14 protein-coding genes and 1 pseudogene are annotated in these 16,477 nt (G+C 39.1%); 4 read left to right on the top strand and 11 right to left on the bottom strand.

Going from position 1 to position 16,477, the window contains the following annotated elements; genetic code table 11:
- Positions 1-37: 37 nt before the first annotated feature.
- The 4 genes from comX to H514_RS24095 form a co-directional block, all read right to left on the bottom strand.
- Positions 38-211, bottom strand: a complete 174-nt coding sequence (gene comX / locus H514_RS24465; RefSeq protein ID WP_154657418.1) for a competence pheromone ComX — start codon at positions 209-211, stop codon at positions 38-40.
- A gap of 65 nt (positions 212-276) precedes the next feature.
- Positions 277-1,203, bottom strand: a complete 927-nt coding sequence (locus H514_RS0119100; RefSeq protein WP_027448410.1) for a polyprenyl synthetase family protein — start codon at positions 1,201-1,203, stop codon at positions 277-279.
- A 423-nt stretch (positions 1,204-1,626) separates the two neighbouring features.
- On the bottom strand, positions 1,627-2,502 hold the full coding sequence (locus H514_RS23510; protein WP_051255229.1) for a hypothetical protein: 876 nt from the start codon (positions 2,500-2,502) through the stop codon (positions 1,627-1,629).
- A gap of 250 nt (positions 2,503-2,752) precedes the next feature.
- The gene (locus H514_RS24095; protein WP_027448409.1) at positions 2,753-2,878 is read right to left on the bottom strand and encodes a DUF4023 family protein; all 126 of its coding nucleotides are present in this window, start codon (positions 2,876-2,878) and stop codon (positions 2,753-2,755) included.
- Between the two features lie 174 nt (positions 2,879-3,052).
- Here H514_RS24095 and H514_RS0119085 point away from each other — a divergent pair, with 174 nt between their 5' ends.
- Positions 3,053-4,402: a dipeptidase gene (locus tag H514_RS0119085; RefSeq protein WP_027448408.1), complete on the top strand. Its 1,350-nt coding sequence runs from the start codon at positions 3,053-3,055 to the stop codon at positions 4,400-4,402.
- A gap of 181 nt (positions 4,403-4,583) precedes the next feature.
- On the opposite strand, the gene H514_RS0119080 is transcribed toward H514_RS0119085, so the two are convergent.
- On the bottom strand, positions 4,584-5,327 hold the full coding sequence (locus tag H514_RS0119080) for a Cof-type HAD-IIB family hydrolase (protein ID WP_027448407.1): 744 nt from the start codon (positions 5,325-5,327) through the stop codon (positions 4,584-4,586).
- Between the two features lie 145 nt (positions 5,328-5,472).
- On the opposite strand from H514_RS0119080, the gene thiD reads away from it, so the two are divergent.
- Positions 5,473-6,273, top strand: a complete 801-nt coding sequence (gene thiD / locus H514_RS0119075; protein ID WP_027448406.1) for a bifunctional hydroxymethylpyrimidine kinase/phosphomethylpyrimidine kinase — start codon at positions 5,473-5,475, stop codon at positions 6,271-6,273.
- Positions 6,274-6,443: 170 nt separating this feature from the next.
- On the opposite strand, the gene H514_RS24775 is transcribed toward thiD, so the two are convergent.
- The 5 genes and pseudogenes from H514_RS24775 to H514_RS25455 all read right to left on the bottom strand — a co-directional run bounded on the left by H514_RS24775 (position 6,444) and on the right by H514_RS25455 (position 11,850).
- The gene (locus H514_RS24775; RefSeq protein ID WP_154657417.1) at positions 6,444-6,602 is read right to left on the bottom strand and encodes a hypothetical protein; all 159 of its coding nucleotides are present in this window, start codon (positions 6,600-6,602) and stop codon (positions 6,444-6,446) included.
- On the bottom strand, positions 6,584-8,026 hold the full coding sequence (locus tag H514_RS0119060; protein WP_027448405.1) for a carbon starvation CstA family protein: 1,443 nt from the start codon (positions 8,024-8,026) through the stop codon (positions 6,584-6,586). The genes H514_RS24775 and H514_RS0119060 overlap by 19 nt, the downstream gene beginning before the upstream one ends.
- A gap of 185 nt (positions 8,027-8,211) precedes the next feature.
- Positions 8,212-8,943, bottom strand: a complete 732-nt coding sequence (locus H514_RS0119055; RefSeq protein WP_027448404.1) for a LytR/AlgR family response regulator transcription factor — start codon at positions 8,941-8,943, stop codon at positions 8,212-8,214.
- The gene (locus H514_RS0119050) at positions 8,936-10,684 is read right to left on the bottom strand and encodes a sensor histidine kinase (RefSeq protein WP_027448403.1); all 1,749 of its coding nucleotides are present in this window, start codon (positions 10,682-10,684) and stop codon (positions 8,936-8,938) included. The genes H514_RS0119055 and H514_RS0119050 overlap by 8 nt, the downstream gene beginning before the upstream one ends.
- 108 nt (positions 10,685-10,792) lie before the next feature.
- A pseudogene (locus tag H514_RS25455) lies at positions 10,793-11,850 on the bottom strand (MFS transporter).
- Between the two features lie 165 nt (positions 11,851-12,015).
- Between H514_RS25455 and H514_RS0119040 the strand changes: the two are divergent.
- Together H514_RS0119040 and H514_RS0119035 are read left to right on the top strand one after the other, a co-directional pair.
- Positions 12,016-13,749, top strand: coding sequence for a nitrilase-related carbon-nitrogen hydrolase (locus tag H514_RS0119040; RefSeq protein ID WP_027448402.1), 1,734 nt, complete (start codon positions 12,016-12,018; stop codon positions 13,747-13,749).
- Between the two features lie 125 nt (positions 13,750-13,874).
- On the top strand, positions 13,875-14,831 hold the full coding sequence (locus H514_RS0119035) for a Gfo/Idh/MocA family protein (RefSeq protein WP_036841863.1): 957 nt from the start codon (positions 13,875-13,877) through the stop codon (positions 14,829-14,831).
- A gap of 42 nt (positions 14,832-14,873) precedes the next feature.
- On the opposite strand, the gene H514_RS0119030 is transcribed toward H514_RS0119035, so the two are convergent.
- Positions 14,874-16,367: a Na+/H+ antiporter NhaC family protein gene (locus H514_RS0119030; RefSeq protein ID WP_027448400.1), complete on the bottom strand. Its 1,494-nt coding sequence runs from the start codon at positions 16,365-16,367 to the stop codon at positions 14,874-14,876.
- Positions 16,368-16,477: the final 110 nt, after the last annotated feature.

Below are 16,477 nucleotides of genomic sequence, written 5' to 3'. Positions count from 1 at the left end.
TTTGAGGCTTCTAACCAGATGCCTACCTTTTTCATTTCTATTTCCAATAGCAGATTCCAAGTACAGTATTCTCTTGGCTATTTTCATCAAATACATCAAGGATGGCAGCCTTTTCAGTTTCTGATATGCCAGCTAAGCTAGCATTTCCTTCGCGGACTTGTTTCAAAAGATCTGGACTTTCAACTAGTTTTTCAACAACGGTTTGTAACATAACGAATTTCCTCCTTTGAAATGTACCAATTGCCCCCTTGTCTATCATGCAATTGATTAGGTGAACTATATTTGTTCGATTAATTGCATAAGTTTATGTCGCATTTTTGAATTGGTATCTATTTCCTTTATCTGTTGGATCGTTTTTCGCTGGTACACCCGCTTTAAAACTTGAACATACATGATTGATGATGAGTTCCTAATCCAATCAAGTAATTCTACCTTGTTTTCATAAATAAATTGCTTTTCTACAAGGTCATTGTAGTAATCTCGAATCCATTGAGCGTGATCGTTATTCTCTTCCAAAAGCTTCAGCACAGGAAGTGTTAATTTCTTATAGAGTAGATCGTTTTTTGTATCTCCTCGCAAGACATCTTGAAGGTCATTCTGTATCTGAGCCGCGATACCAAAGTTTGTGGCATATTCTATAACTTGCTCATGGTTATCAGGTGTTACTAAAGAGACACCCACAAGGCACGCGCAAGCCATTAATGAACCTGACTTGTTTTGAACCATTTGTAGATAATCATCTTCAGTCTTTATTTGTTGCTGTAAATCTTGATGTTGTCCTTGTACAGCTTTTAAAACTTGCTGGTTCATATATTGGATAGCATCTCGTTTTCGACTTTCTTCAAAGGTCGTGTTTGAAAGCATCTCCATGCTTAACATTAGAAGACCCGTAGCAATATTCATCGAGATAGCTTGCTGAGTGTCACACCATGGTTTGTCTAGTGCATCTTGATCTTGTAAGTCATCAAAAATATCAAGAGCTAAAATCATGATTTCTACAGCAGCACAAGCTTGATAAATGTCTGAGTGTTCTTCACCACCAAACATCTCATAATGAATCTTCGTAAGATTGGCGAACGAGAAGCCTTCCTTTTTCTTGTACTGAATAAAACTAAATGTATGCTGCTTCAGGTCATGTAAACTAAATTGTCTTTCAACAGCTGAAAGCATGAACTGAGCGATTTGTTCATCTTGGTTAGACATATCTCACCATTCTTAATTTCTAAATTGTCTTTCAATTAAACATAAGCCTACCATAATCGTTCGGAAACTGAATAGGTAGGAAAGTAGCGAGAACAAAGTTACATGGAAGGGCCTAAAAAGCATGGATGAAAAAGTTGCTTATGTTAGGCACACCAAAATATGTATGCGTATACAAGGTGGTTTTACAGTTGTTTTAAATGAGTACTTTTGGTGGGGGTCGTTGGTCTTAAGGTTAGGGGGTGCACAAGTATAAGGGAAAGCGCTGAGTGTATGGGGGGAGAGGATTTTCTTATGAATTCGAGGGGAGAAATCAAATAATGCAATTAGACTAACGAAATAATAAAAAACGCATCGGACTTCTGATGAAGCCCCATACGTTTAAATGCCTATATGTTGAATTTGTAGGTCGATCTAATTATTTTTTTATTTCCCTAACGCTTTCCAATATTTATAGCTATGAATGGCAAATCCATTAAAACTTGTAATGCTTCCAAACTGATCATAAACCTTCGTTACTTCTTCATTCATTTTTTCTTCTCCCAAGCCATAAAAAGAAATGTAATCATAGCTTGTAATTTCTTTTGTTTCTACGCCTACCGTTACTTTTTTTCCAACTTCTTTCGCATATTGGATTTCATTTTTAGAGATTTCAATGATCCCGTTACTCCCCTCAGCGAAATTACGGTAAGCCATAATTCCAACTTCATCTGATGTATCAATAACCCATTTATGCAAAAGTCCTTTCCCATATGTTTCATTATCAAAATACTTCGTGTCATACCAGAAAGGGATGTCTGCTGCAAAAAGCATGTCCCATTGTTCAGCTTTTTGAGCAGCTTCTGATATTATGTTTTGATACTGAAGGATTGCATTCTGATAGTCATTATCCCACATCTCGTGTAAGTAGGGCTCTACATCTAAATGGATTCCAGAAAACTTCTCTCCATCCGCAGCAAAGTTTTGATACTTCTCCACCCAATTTAAGAAAAGATCAAAGCCTTCACGATTCGAAATCCAATTTTTTGATCCGTCTAAAGCATATACAGAAATCCCATCATTCGTTGCCTCTTTTATGAAAGACATGTATGAAGTAGGCTCAATGTCACGGTTGATTTGTAAATAAACACTGTCTACATCTTTTTGATTAAGAAACTGCAGGACTTCATCTGGAGCCTCCACAATGTTAGAGGTATGCCATAACCATGTTGCTTGATCCCACTTTGTTTCATCTGCCATAACGGCATCGCTAGTTGAAAAATGTCCAAACAGAAGAAAAGTAAATAATCCTAATAATTTCAAACCGCATTTCCTTTCTGGTCTTGTTATTTATGATATTGTGATCTTTTTGTTTGATCGTGTTGTATCAAAAGACTTAATTCTTTTATCGTGTTTTATTAAAAATTTTTAATGATTATTTCAGTTAAATTTAAAAATGAGAAAATGAACCCGTTATATTTGAAATAAATACCATAATCGCCGTGGTGGTTATTTCGTACTAATTCCGCCATTAGAAAAGTGTAGCCCTTAATCGAGCTACACTTTTTCAACTTTACTTGTGGTTTTTACTCGGTAAACGCTTGGACGGTTTACGGTGTTTGCCTTCACGCTCTTTATTATGTTCATCTTTTCTTTTCTTTTCATTTAACTGTTGTACGAAATCTTGCGTGTTATCCATACTTACCCCTCCTTATTTTCTTACTTTGACCCGTTTTAGGAGAAATAATGTTGGGGTGTTTTTTGATAAGGAACCGTAATTTAGCAAATCATAAAACCAACCAATTGATATAGGCGACATGAGTACTTACGAATTGATATAATATGGACTATAACTTGTCGAGGAGGGTTTTATATGAAGGAAACCATTCAATTACATAAAGATCAATACATCGAAGAATTAAAAGACTTTTTACGTATCCCTAGTATTTCTTCAGTAAACGACTATAAAGAAGAGGTACAAAAGGGAGCTAAATGGCTTGAAGGTGCTTTGAAGAAAATCGGTATGGAAAATATCGAAATCATTCAAACAGAAGGACATCCCATTGTTTATGCAGACTGGTTACATGCAGAAGGGAAGCCTACAGTCCTTATTTATGGCCATTATGACGTCCAGCCAGCAGAACCACTAGATCTATGGGAAACCCCACCTTTTGAACCCGTTGTTCGAGCAAACAAAATCTATGCACGTGGTGCCACTGATGATAAAGGACAAGTGTTTATTCATATTAAGGCATTAGAAGCCATTATGGAGAAGGATGGAAAGCTTCCGGTTAATGTGAAATTCTGTATTGAAGGAGAAGAGGAAATTGCAAGTCGAAATCTTCCTCCATTCATTGATCAAAACCAAGAAAAGCTCGCTGCAGATGCAGTGTTGGTTTCAGATACATCGTTTATTGATGAAAACCAACCTGCGATATGTACATCACTTCGAGGTGCTTTAGCGTTAGAAATGAATGTAAAGACAGCCAATACCGACTTACATTCAGGTCAATACGGCGGAGGAGTTCCAAACGCTGTTCATAGCATTGTTCAGTTACTCGACTCTATGCACCATGAAAACGGCAAGGTAGCTATTGATGGTTTTTACGAGGGTGTACCGACTCCAACAGCTGAGCTAAGAGAAGAGGTAGCTCAAATTCCTTTTGATCCAGAAAAAACAAAGAAAGAACTCGATATGAGCGAATTGTTTGGAGAAGAAGGCTTTACATTCCAAGAAAGAACGGGAATTCGACCAACTCTAGAAATTAACGGTGTTGCTGGAGGTTTTGCAGAAGAGGGAATGAAAACCATAGTGCCGAAAGAAGCTGTAGCTAAAATTAGCTGCCGTTTAGTAGGAGAACAATCACCGGTGAAAGTGTATGAGTATATTCAAAAACACGTTGAGAAACATAAGCCGGTTGGAGCTCAAGTAGATATTAAACAACTTATAAAAGCTGATCCAGTATCCTTGGATTCCCAAGACCCAATGATTCAAAAAGCTGCAGATGCATATGAGGATGTGTACGGGATTCGTCCACTCTTTCCGAAAGAAGGTGGATCTATCCCCATTGTAGAAGTTTTCGCTCGTGTATTGAATGCACCTGTAGTATTGATGGGCTTCGGTTTACCATCTGAAAACCTACATGCACCGAACGAACATTTCCATCTCGATAACTTTACTAAAGGAATTGAGACGGTTTGTGAATATCTGTATTCCTTATAGAAGAGTTTTAAAATCTAACAAAAGAATAAAGTGAAGAAGGGCCGGTTGTATATACAACTGGTTCTTTTTTATTCAATAATCCTGCCATTATCCTGAACAACTTAAATCATTCCATCATAAAAAAGTAGTCCAATTAAGAAGTTATCCTCCAAAACTGAACTACTAAAAAATTCTACTGATGTTATTTTTCCAAAACACGCTCAATAGCCTGAGCTACGCCATGTTCCTGGTTTGTGCCAGTTACCCAATTAGATTCCTTTTTCACAACATCCTGCGCATTTCCCATAGCAACGCCAAGGCCTGCTTCGTGGATCATAGCGATGTCATTTAAACTATCCCCAACAGCCATAACGTTATCCATTGTAAGGTTCAGCCACTTGCTTACTTTTCGTAAGGCTGTAGCTTTATTGATACCAACTGGATTAATTTCAAGATTAAGCGGGCTTGAGTTCGTAACCTCAAAAGTATCGTGATTTTTTAGCTCTTCTAAAACGGTGTCACGTAATTCTTCATCCTCAAAGTTAAAGCCATATTTAATCCATTCATAATCTTCAACTTCCTTTTCGAAAGGATCATCAGAGTTAAAGCGACCTTGAACGGTTGAGGACCAGAAAAAGGCTTGATGCTTTTGGGTAAGGTCCCATAGCTTACGAACATCTTTTGGATCAAAAGAATTTCGTTCTATAAGCTCAAAGTTTTGATCATAAATTTCGCCGCCATTAATTGTAACGAGATAAGCGGATTCACCTAAAGGTTCAATAATCTCTTTGCACGTAGAAAGAGAGCGCCCAGTGCTAATCACCACATGAAAGCCTTGAGCCTTTGCTTTTTTGATTGCAGCTTGGTTTTCTGGGGAGATCTCGTGCTCGTTATTTAATAATGTTCCATCCATATCTAAAGCTATGAGTTTAATGTCTTTATCCATGTTACGTATGTCCTCCTTTATCAACCCCCCTTATTTTAATACAAAATGGTGGAGGCTAACAGAGATTATGCAATCAGTCTATTCGCATTACATAAGGAAACTGCCGTACAATAGGAATAATGAATATGAAAAAAGGAGTAGAAACATGACGTTACCACGTGTATTAACGATAGCAGGGTCTGCAGCTCAAGGGAGTGCTGGGATACAGGCTGATTTAAAAACATTCCAAGAAAGAGATGTTTACGGAATGAGTGCGATTACTGCTATAGTGGCCAACAATGCCAAAACAGAACAGGGGATTTTTACTCATCCAATCGATACAATCGAAGCACAAGTGTATGCTGCTCATGAGCATGTAGGTCTTGATGCTGCGAAAACAGGCATGCTTTTTACAGAAGACATTATTGTTCGGGTCTCTGAACTTATAAAGGAGTTATCCATTCCTAACATAGTGGTTGATCCTGTAATGATCGGGAAGATGGGTTCTCAATTGTTAAAAGATGATGCCATCGAATCTTTTAAAGAACATATGCTTCCTCTTGCTAAGGTAATTACACCGAACAGAATGGAAGCAGCTCGCTTAACTAGTGTGGAAAGTATCGATACCATCCAAGATATGAAGGAAGCTGCTATACAGATAAAAGATATTGGACCAGCCTATGTGTTAGTAAAGGGTGGACCATTAACGGAGAATGCTACAGATATTTTATACGATGGGGAGAAGTTTTATGAAATCGAGTCCCACAAAATAGAAACGATTCATACTAGCGGGGCAGGTTGTACATACTCAGCAGCAATTGCCTCAGAGCTTGCCAAAGGGAAAACAGTAGAAGAAGCGGTTCAAATAGCAAAACAATTTATAACGTATGCGATTCAGCATTCACTTTCATTTAATAGAGGTATCGGATCTACGCATCATGGAGCAATGAGAAAATATAATAAATGAAACCACCAGCTTCAAAACTGAACTGGTGGTTTTCCTTTTTACACGTTAAGAAAGATAAAATTTTAGCAATGGAGAAATTCGACGTAGTGAAAATTTTGAAAGTATGAAGTATAAGCCAAGGCTAAGCCTCTGTCTGCGCCTTAAAAGGCTTGCCACTCGGCAAGTTTTCTTTACATGATATAAAAGACACTAATAATGGATAAAGCGCTTAGTACTTTGAACCAGAATGGCATGGCTTCACGCCCTGCATTATTAACTGATGTCTCTTGTTCTTTAACGTGTTCTGTATAATTTGGTGAACAACATCCCATTACGCAATGTCTCTCCATTCTTCCTCAAGTGGGATATTTCGTTGTAAAGAACGGCGAGCGTGATTGAAGAATGCAGCTACTATTCCAACAGTAATCAATGCAGCAATGATATAAGAAACATTCATTGGGAGATTGAACCCAATATCAGCATTTAATATATAAGAGAATGTTGCCATTGTCATGAACGTAGCTGGAACTGCAGCAATCCAGTAATTTTTGCGAGAAAGGAACAAGTACGTTGCTCCAACCCAAAGGGCTATGACAGCCGTTGACTGGTTTGCCCAAGAGAAGTAGCGCCATAATAGAGTGAAATCAATTTTTGTAAGCATGAATGAAATAACAAACATCGGTACTGCAATCCATAGACGGTTCGCTACTTTTTTCTGTGTTACGTTAATATAGTCCGCAATAATCATACGTGCACTTCGGAATGCAGTATCACCAGATGTGATTGGCAGGACAATAACGCCAAGAACAGCTAACGTTCCACCTACTGCTCCAAGCATGGATTTCGATACTTCACTTACAACTGCAGCAGGCCCTCCGCTTGCTAATACTTCATTTAGACCAGCTGATCCGTTAAATAGACTCATAGCTGCTGCAGCCCAAATCATTGCAATAACACCTTCAGCAATCATCATGCCGTAAAAAATACGACGCCCTTGTTTTTCTTGTTGGGTTGTACGTGAAATGATTGGTGTTTGTGTTGCATGGAATCCAGATAGTGCTCCACAAGAAATCGTTAAGAAGAGTAGTGGAAAGATTGGTGCATTATCAGGGTGCATATTTGTAAATGACAACTCTGGGATTGGTGCTCCTGTAAACACCAGTCCAGCACCTACACCAAGGGCACTGATTAATAGTAATGCGCCGAAAGCTGGATAGAAACGTCCAATAATTTTATCAATAGGAAGTAACGTAGCAACTAAATAATAGACAAAGATCGCAGCTAAAATAACCGGTAGCGTTAACCAACTGCTTGTCATACTATGAAGCAAATCAGCTGGTGCAGTTACGAACACCGTACCAACTAATACTAATAGTAGAATAGAAAAAGCATTAACGACGTGTTTCATAACCTTCCCAAGAAACTTCCCAGCTAACTCGGGTAAGTGCGCGCCTCTATTACGAATCGAGATCATACCTGTTAGATAGTCATGAACAGCTCCTGCAAAGATTGCCCCTAATACGATCCATAGAAAAGCAACTGGTCCATATAGTGCACCTAATATTGGACCAAAAATCGGACCAACACCTGCAATATTTAATAACTGAATAAGTGCGTTTTTCTTTTGTCCCATGGGTAGATAATCCACATTATCTTGGTTGGAATAGGCTGGGGTAGGTCGTCCAGTGTTTACTCCAAACGTCTTTTCTACATATTTACCGTACGTGAAATAACCAATGATTAATAGTGCAATACTCACTAGAAAAGTTACCATGTCATCGTCCTCCTTCTTTGTAATCGCTTACACATAAGGTATCATGATTCCGCTTACAACGGTGCTGTTTCTGTTTAAGATGTTATGAGAGGAGGTTAAGATACATGCAGGAGTGATTAAGATGCATTGGATCTTTATGAAAAATTTCTTAGGATCTTGAGATTTTTATTTGAGTGTTTACCTACCTATAACTCCAGTTGTTTACGCAGTTCTTTAATATAATTTCGGCTAACGGACAACTTTTCATTTACCCCTTGAAGTTCTAGTTGATAGGCTCCATTAAACCAGGGCGTTAGTCGTTTGATATGATTTAAATTTACTAAGTAGCTTTTATGGATTCGGAAAAAAGTAAAATCTTGAAGGCGCTCTTCAACCTCTTTTAAAGGTAACTTCGTTTCGTACACACGGTTTTGGGTGACAATTTGCGTATCTCTTTCTTCTCTTCCTACATATAAAATGTCATTAGGAGATATGTACACAATCCCATCCTCGCTCTCGATAGGGAGTTTTAAAGGGGATGTTGTCTTTATGGGCGTACGTTTGTTGGTGAATCTTGATTTGATACGCTTAACAGTTTCACCTAACTGCTCATCATCAAAAGGTTTTAATAAATAGTCCAGAGCCTCGTGACGAAAAGCTTCTACAGCATATTCAGGGTACGCAGTAGCGAAGACAACTTGAGGGGCCTTCTTGAGCTCTTGGACAGATTTTGCTACTTCCATTCCATCCATTTTAGGCATGTCTATATCTAGGAACATGACATCAGGTTGAGTTTGAATGGCTTTCATTAGGGCAGTATCTCCTGAATCGGCCTCCCCAATGACTTTAATGGAATCATGTTGTTCTAATAAGTAAATGAGTTCCTCTCTACTAAATCGTTCATCATCTACAACGAGGGCTGTGATTGGTTTATTCATATCGATCCTCCTGATAGTCCTTTGGAATAACAAATGAAATCGTAGTGCCTTTATCAGGTTCACTATAAATTTGAAGAGTTGAAGCATGACCATACATATACTCCAAGCGTTTATTTACGTTATAGATTCCAAGCCCGGTACCTTGACTAGAGTCTACCCTCTTCTCCCCTAGTCTAGAACGATCATTCTTACTCATTCCGATTCCGTTATCTTGAACAGACACTAGGATATCGTTTCCTTTATCCATAATCCGAACTAAGATTTTTCCGAGTCCATCCTTGTTTTTAATCCCGTGTTTTATGCAATTCTCAACAAGAGGTTGGAGTGTTAAAGGCGCTATTTTCGCATTCATGACACTTTCGTCTACTTCATATTCAACTTGTAATTTATCCTCAAATCGTGTTTCTTCAATAAGTAAATAAGATTTTACATGCTTCAACTCTTCAGCTAAAGAGGTCCAAGTCTTAGTTGTGGCGCTTAGGTTTTTCCGAAAAAACTTAGATAGTGCAATAAGTAGCGAGCGAGCGCGATCTGGTTTTGTACGGGTTAAAGACACGATCACGTTTAACGAATTAAACAAAAAATGAGGATTAATCTGTGCTTGAAGTGCCTTCACTTCTGCTTCACGTGCTAGTTCTTTAGACTTTTCTGCTTCTGCGATCTCAAGCTGTTGTCCTAATAAAGCATTTAGACCTTGAATTAATTCTATAAGAACATTTGAGATTTCTTTTTCTGTTCGAACGTAGAACTTCAATGTACCTACAACTTCATTTTTACGCTTCAAAGGTGCAATAACTGCAGCTCCTAATGGGCAATCAGGGACTTTACATTGTATGGAAGCATGGTTTGCAATTAGCATTTCACCTGAATCGAGCACCTCTTTAGTGGCATCAGTTTGGATAGGTTCTCCTGATTGGTGATGGTCGTTTGCCTTTCCAACATGGGCTAAGATAGTTTGTCGATCTGTCATGGCAATAGCACTGACATTGACTTCTTCATAAATCATCTTGCAAACGTTTTGAGCAGAAGTAGGGTTCAGTCCAGTACGTAGATATGAGATTGTCGATTCAGCCAGTTTTAGTGCCTTCTGAGCTTGGATGGCACCGGCCTTTTCTTCTTCAGCTAAAACATTTCGGATAATAAGTAAAAATAGAGCTGATCCAACTCCATTTGCGATAATCATCGGAAGGCCAATTTCTTGAACAAGCTCCCACGCCATCGTAAAAGGTTTAGCCACACCTAGTATGATTAACATTTGAACGGTTTCAGCTAATGCACCAACAAGTAATGCAGTTTTAAGCTTAAGTTGTTTATTCTTTTTATGAAAGAATCCAGAAATGAGACCAGCTACAACGGCAGAAATACCACATGCAAATCCAGTAAAGCCTCCAAGTGAGAAGCGGTGTAAGCCTGCAATTAGACCACTCCCAACCCCAATGCGATAACCACCAAATAACCCGGCAGCTACAATGCCAATTACGCGGGAATTCGCTATGGCTTCCGACTCTCCAAGATCATAGACAACATTACCGAATAGGGAGGAAGAGGTATCATAAGTGATTCCTGTGTATGTACCAATCACTCCAAAGAGCCCAAAGAACAAAATGGCCATATATTGTTGTTGAGGGTGAAGGGTTTTCTGATCAATTAATTCACGGAAAAAGCGAAACCTTGTAATAATAAAGGCTACGGTCACAATAATTCCTAATCGTTCAAGCATAGGAAGGAATAATTCAAGCATCGTCTGTCTTCCTCTCATGCAGTTTGATTTTATTGTAGCATCAACATAGACCTATGGATATCTGTGAAAAAGCACCAAGCTTAGCAGCTTGGTGCATAATGATCTTTCTTAAGATTTGGAAGGCTTTATCCCTATAAAGCTTATAACTAAGCTAATGAGCACTAATCCAGCGAAGGTATAGTACAGGCTGGAAGGAAAGGATTTCATCATAAGAGCAGCTACAGGTGGGCCAGCTGCTACACCTATAAAACGCATAGAACTATATACTGCAGTCATAGTCCCACGTTCTTCTTTAGGGATTCCTTCTGTAATAAAAGCATCTAGACACGGAAGAGCTACGCCTATACCAGTACCTGCAACAGATAGAAAAATTAAATAACTAAGCAGACTCTCTTGATCTTGTACAAAAAAGAACGAAACGACAGCAATCCCACTTCCAATTAAAATTATCCATTTCATTAAAAATTTATTTTCACCTATTTTGTTACCAGCAATATAAGATGCCGCACATAAAAAAAGTAAAGGAACCGCTAAAAATAGGCCTTTTTTGTAACCTAAGATTGTAAAGTCATCCTCTATGGCTCTTGCTTGTTTTCTTTTGGTACTTTTACAAAGATCATAACGAGGATAATGGCTAACCCAGATAAAATAGGTATAGAAATAAATGGTAAAAACCAGAGGGCTGCTGCTAATAGAGCACCCAATATTGGACTTAAAACTTTCCCGAATGTATTAGAAGTTTCGATAATCCCCAACCCTTTGCTTACCTCTTCCTCATCCTTAAACATATCTCCTACGGTTGGAATCACAACCGGAAATGCACCTGATGCACCTATACCTTGGATAAATCGTCCGATTAGGATAACAGTAAAAGGATTCTTCATTTGCCAAGCTGCATAAGCTGAAATGGCTCCTCCAATTCCAACAATGATAAGACTAGGAATGATGACTTTTTTTCGACCTAGCTTATCAGAGAGGTATCCGGAAATAGGAATAAGAGGGATTGCGATAATAGAGTAGATGGTAATAATTAAACTCGATTGAAAAGAGGTAATTTCTATTTTGCGTTCAATAATGGGTAATACAGGAATTAACATGGAATTCCCTAACGTCATTAATAAAGGGATAGCTGCTAATGCAAACAAATCCCATTTTTTACCCTTCATAACGGTTCCTCCAATAATGGATCTTTTTTGTTATTTTGAGTAAAAGGTGGAGGAGACATACTCATGATATACATGTATTTTTTGTAAAAACGTGTTATATTTCTAGCCTTGAAATGTGGTATGTTACGCTAAAAGGAACTTAATTATGTTAAAGGAGGCTCTTAGATGTCCAATATCTCTACCCCCTTTTCAGTTGCAGCGATTCAATATAATCCGAAGCTAAACCGACGAAATGCGAATATACGTGAATTGAAAAAGTATGTTCGTGAAGCTGCTGAAAAGGGTGCTAAACTCATCGTTACTCCTGAAATGGCCACCACAGGCTATCATTACTTAGACCGTTCTGCCATTTCTTCCTATGTAGATACGATTCCGGGTTTAACAACTGCCCAGTTTGCCGAGATTGCAAAGGAATACAACACATATATTGTTATTGGTATGGCAGAGGTTGATCTTGAAACAGGGTTGTATTATAACTCATCAGCTCTTGTAGGTCCAAATGGATATATTGGAAAGTACCGCAAAATTCATCAGTGGGTCGTTGAGAATTACTGGTCTTGTTGGGGAGACATCGGCTGTCCAGTTTACGAAACGGATATTGGGAACATCGCAATGATTATTTGTCAGGATTCTACCTACTTTGAATCCGCACGACTAGCAGCTGTAAATGGTGCTGATATTTTGTGTTTCCCAACGAATTCATCTAGTGCCTCCATCTCGATGTTGCAGCACTGGGCAGAAATGAATGGTCTTTATATCGTCAGTGCGAACCGTTCTGACAAAGAAGAAGACTTTAATATGGTGGGTCTTAGTTCTGTATGGTCACCTTATGGGAAGAAGCTTGCCGAAGCGCCAATGACAATTGATGAAAAAGATCCTGCCCCGTATATTTTAGAAGGGAGTATTGATCCAGCTCAGTTTGAAAACCCTGCAAAATCTCGAATGTTAGAGCGTCGTATGGAGTCTTACAAAGAATTAATGCTCTTTTTAGGTCCATGGGATTATACAAAAAACACGCACGCACGAAATATAAAAGCAGCTTCGATTCAATATGAACCTGAGATTGGTTCTAAAGAAGTGAATCTGGCAAAGGTGAAGCAGCTTGTAAGAGAAAAAGTAGAGGAAGATGTGAATCTTATTGTTCTTCCTGAACTATCTGTGATTGGTCCAATGGAGTTACAAAAAAAGCAAGATATAGAGCCCTACGCTGAGACAGATGATGGACCTACCGTTCAGGAGATGAAAAAGTTAGCACGAGAGGTAGGGGCTTATATCGTATTTGGATTTGCTGAAAAGGAATTGCCTCACTTCTATAATAGTGCGTTGTTTATAAGCCCTGAAGGTGAGGTTATTGGGAAACATCGTAAAATTCACTTGGATCATTGGGATGAACGATGGGCTACACCGGGAAAGCGGATTATGGTCACCCCTGTAAATGGCTTTGGCCGTGTTGGAATGATGATTGGTTATGACGCCACATTTCCAGAAGTGGCAGGAGTCTTAGCTGTTAAGCGCGCAGATATGATTTGTATCCCTGCAAGCTGGACGGGGGATTATGGGGTTGAGCTGTCGATGAACCAGGATGTATTCCCGAAGCCATATCCTAAAGGTACGGTCTCTACATGGGATGCAGTAGCTAAAGGGGCACAATCCTATACCATCGTATCTAACTTTGTTGGATCAAAGTATGGGTTCAAGGGAAGAAGTGCTATATACAATCTGGATCAAAACTATACAAATGATCAGACAGTAATTGCTTCAAGTGATCAAGAAGAAGTACTTGTTAACGCCTTTCAAACAATGAAAACAGACTGGTGGCTGGATCAGGAGAACCTGATTTTGACACGACGTACAGCGTACTATAAACCATTAGTAACAAGAGAACCACCGTTTTTGTAGCTCGCTTAAAAACTGCCTAACGGCAGTTTTTTATTTTCTAATTACATGAGATATCAAACCTATCTTGTTAATTGTTCGACAGCCGAAAGCTACGTTGCTATGATGGAAGAAAAAGGAGTGTTAATATGATCAAGTGGGGAATCCTGGGGGCTGCAAACATTGCCAGAAAAGCACTCATCCCAGCAATTCAGCGTACAGAAGACTCTGAGATTATAGCCATTGCAAGTTCAAGTGGAAAAGAGAAAGAAGTCCAACAACAATTTGGTATTGAAAAAGCATATGGATCATATGAAGAGCTCTTACAAGATTCTGAAATTGAAGCGGTGTATATTCCTCTCCCAAACCATCTACATAAAAAATGGGTATTTGAGGCAGCCAAAGCAGGCAAGCATATTTTATGCGAAAAACCAGCATCCTTAACACATCAAGATGTGATAGAGATGATTGAGGTGTGTAATGAGAATCATGTGCAGTTTCTTGAAGCGTTTATGTATCAATTCCACCCTCAACATCATCGGGTGAAAGAGTTAATCGCTGAAGGTGAAATAGGGGAAGTGGAATACTTGCGTGCTAGCTTCTCCTTTAGTTTTGATCGATCGAAATACAATATTCGCCTTGATAAAGAAAAAGGTGGTGGAGCTCTGTGGGATGTAGGGTGCTATGGTACTCATACAGCCATTAATTTATTAGATAGTGATCCCATTGAACATACCGTAAAATCCTCTTTGGATGATGAGTATGGTGTAGACGTTACATCACTTGTTACGTTAAGAATGGAGAACGGAACAATGGCTCAAGTAGATTGTAGCTTTAATGCACCACTTCGTCATCAATATGAGGTGCTTGGAACGAAAGGGTCAATTCAGATTCCATTTGCTTATCGTCCAGACGCTAATGACCATAAAGGTGTTATAAAAGTGAGCAATCAAGATGGTAGCTATGAAGAGACAATCATAGGGGATCAGTACAAACTCCAAGTGGAGACCTTTACAAAAGCTATTAAGCAGAATGAATCCTTGAAGTCCTATCATGATAAAACATTAGAGAATATAAAATTACTTGAACAACTATATAAATACTAAAAAAGTGCCTGCTCATTTTGTGTGAGTCAGGCACTTTTTTGTCTACATGATAAATCCTGCAACAAGGAAGAATACGGAAGCTACGCTTGCAGCTGTTAGTGCGTAAGGGAGCTGCGTATTGATGTGCTCCATGTGGTCGCAATCTGAACCAACGGAGGACATGATACTGGTATCTGAGATCGGAGAGGTGTGGTCTCCAAATGCTCCGCCTGAAAGAACTGCGGCAGCAGCAAGGATGGGATCTCCGCCAGTTGCTAGCATCAAGGAAACACCGATCGGCATCATAATCGCCCAAGTTCCGAATGAAGTTCCCATGGAGAATGCCACAAATCCAGAAATGATAAATAAGGCTAATGGGATGATTGCGCTAGGAATCACGCCTTTTGCTACTTCACCAATGAATGCAGCTGCGCCAGTTCCTTCTGGAGCTGTTGCGCGCATGATGTCGCCTAGTGTAACGGCTAATAGAATAATAACAGCACCTAGAATGACGGTTTTTGAACCTTCAAATAGTTCTTCAGAGAATTGTTTTGGTGTCATAAGTTTTCCTAAAGTGTACTTCAAGAAGGCAACGATAATACCAAGACCGAAGCTGATAATAAGCATTTTGTTACCGTCTAAAGGAAGCTTTTCAACCTCGAAGAAGTACGGTAGTGTATAATTCCACATGCCAAGTAAAACAAGTGTTGCAATTGAAACACCAAGCGGAAGTAACATGTCTGAAGGAGATGCATTTTTACCTTTATTCGGTTCTGCAGTAGCTGCAACCTCTTGCTCTTCAAATCCAGGTTCTTTTCCTTGCTTCGCACGTTCTTCAGCTTTTTTCATAGGTCCGAAATCTTTCAATTTACCACTAGCAAAAAGGAACACCATAACTAAGATAACGATGTTATAAAAGTTGTATGGCACAGTTTGTGCTAGACCTGCAATAGGATCATTTACGCTTGGAATGTTATCTACCATGAGCGCTCCCATGAATGCTACCCAACCAGAAATCGGTACAAGTACGTTGATTGGAGACGAAGTTGAGTCTAGAAAGAATGCTAATTTTGCTCTTGAAATATTCATACGATCATAAATTGGTCGGAAAACAGTTCCTGTAGCAAGGGAGCTAAAGTAAGCACTTGTGAATAGGGAACTTCCCATTAGTGCAGTGGATACTTGGGCACCTTGTTTTCCACGAACTTTGTTAGCTAACCAATTACCGAATGCATAAGCACCGCCCGATTTATTAAGGACGCCGATAAATGCCCCGAGTAAGAATACAACGATTATGAGTTCAGCACGTCCAGCCCCTTTTACGAGTCCCATGCCTCGGATACCTGCCTCTGCATCAGCAGGATGGCCGGCGATGGCGCTGAATAGGTTAAGGATGGAATACATAATTGCGTGCAGGACACCATTCGTTTTAATATCAATCATCATTGTCCCTACCAGAATTCCTGCAAGTAATGATGGGACAACACGCTTAGACCAGATCGCTAGGGCCAAAGCGACTACGGATGGTAATAATGATAATAGGCCGAAATGTTCCATAAAGCATCTCCTTTCGATGTCTAAATTGTTTGAAATGTTAAAAATTATTATAAGAACTCATTTTTAATTTTCATACAGAAAAAAATGAAAAAAAGTTGAGAGGAGATGCT

It is taken from the genome of Pontibacillus marinus BH030004 = DSM 16465, assembly GCF_000425225.1.
Taxonomy (GTDB): Bacteria; Bacillota; Bacilli; order Bacillales; family BH030062; genus Pontibacillus; species Pontibacillus marinus.
Note: the sequence above shows the minus strand (reverse complement) of the source record. Positions and strands in the feature narration are given on the sequence as shown.

Coding starts and splice junctions, on each gene's coding strand:
- comX (WP_154657418.1), bottom strand. CDS start 211: ATGTTACAAACCGTTGTTGAAAAACTAGTTGAAAGTCCAGATCTTTTG.
- H514_RS0119100 (WP_027448410.1), bottom strand. CDS start 1,203: ATGTCTAACCAAGATGAACAAATCGCTCAGTTCATGCTTTCAGCTGTT.
- H514_RS24095 (WP_027448409.1), bottom strand. CDS start 2,878: ATGGATAACACGCAAGATTTCGTACAACAGTTAAATGAAAAGAAAAGA.
- H514_RS0119085 (WP_027448408.1), top strand. CDS start 3,053: ATGAAGGAAACCATTCAATTACATAAAGATCAATACATCGAAGAATTA.
- H514_RS0119080 (WP_027448407.1), bottom strand. CDS start 5,327: ATGGATAAAGACATTAAACTCATAGCTTTAGATATGGATGGAACATTA.
- thiD (WP_027448406.1), top strand. CDS start 5,473: ATGACGTTACCACGTGTATTAACGATAGCAGGGTCTGCAGCTCAAGGG.
- H514_RS24775 (WP_154657417.1), bottom strand. CDS start 6,602: ATGGAGAGACATTGCGTAATGGGATGTTGTTCACCAAATTATACAGAA.
- H514_RS0119060 (WP_027448405.1), bottom strand. CDS start 8,026: ATGGTAACTTTTCTAGTGAGTATTGCACTATTAATCATTGGTTATTTC.
- H514_RS0119055 (WP_027448404.1), bottom strand. CDS start 8,943: ATGAATAAACCAATCACAGCCCTCGTTGTAGATGATGAACGATTTAGT.
- H514_RS0119050 (WP_027448403.1), bottom strand. CDS start 10,684: ATGCTTGAATTATTCCTTCCTATGCTTGAACGATTAGGAATTATTGTG.
- H514_RS0119040 (WP_027448402.1), top strand. CDS start 12,016: ATGTCCAATATCTCTACCCCCTTTTCAGTTGCAGCGATTCAATATAAT.
- H514_RS0119035 (WP_036841863.1), top strand. CDS start 13,875: ATGATCAAGTGGGGAATCCTGGGGGCTGCAAACATTGCCAGAAAAGCA.
- H514_RS0119030 (WP_027448400.1), bottom strand. CDS start 16,367: ATGGAACATTTCGGCCTATTATCATTATTACCATCCGTAGTCGCTTTG.